A 255-nucleotide genomic window follows, 5' to 3' on the forward strand; every position below is an offset into this window, starting at 1 on the left:
ATAAGCAATTCCGCTAATAGTCATCCGGATGGCATTCGTCAAAAACGCAGAACTATCTGTTTTATCAAAATAGAAGCCTGACTTGATTTCTTTAATAAAGTTTTCCATAGTCCCACGGTTTTGGTACGTCTTAAACACTTGGTCATTGCGAATAACAGTAGAAAGATTAGTTGTCACAAATTCATGGCGAAAAAGTAATCCATCGCGTGTCGATTTTATCACTACTCTTTGAGGTTTCTTCCATGATTTTGCTTG

At 36.9% G+C, this 255-nt stretch carries 1 protein-coding gene; it reads right to left on the minus strand.

Annotation, left to right across the window (positions count from 1 at the left end):
• Nucleotides 1-255, minus strand: a 255-nt coding sequence (locus ACEN4L_RS13580; RefSeq protein WP_407123693.1) for a transposase, incomplete at both ends; no start/stop codon positions are given.

The organism is Desemzia sp. FAM 23988 (assembly GCF_045528365.1).
Lineage (GTDB): Bacteria > Bacillota > Bacilli > Lactobacillales > Carnobacteriaceae > Desemzia.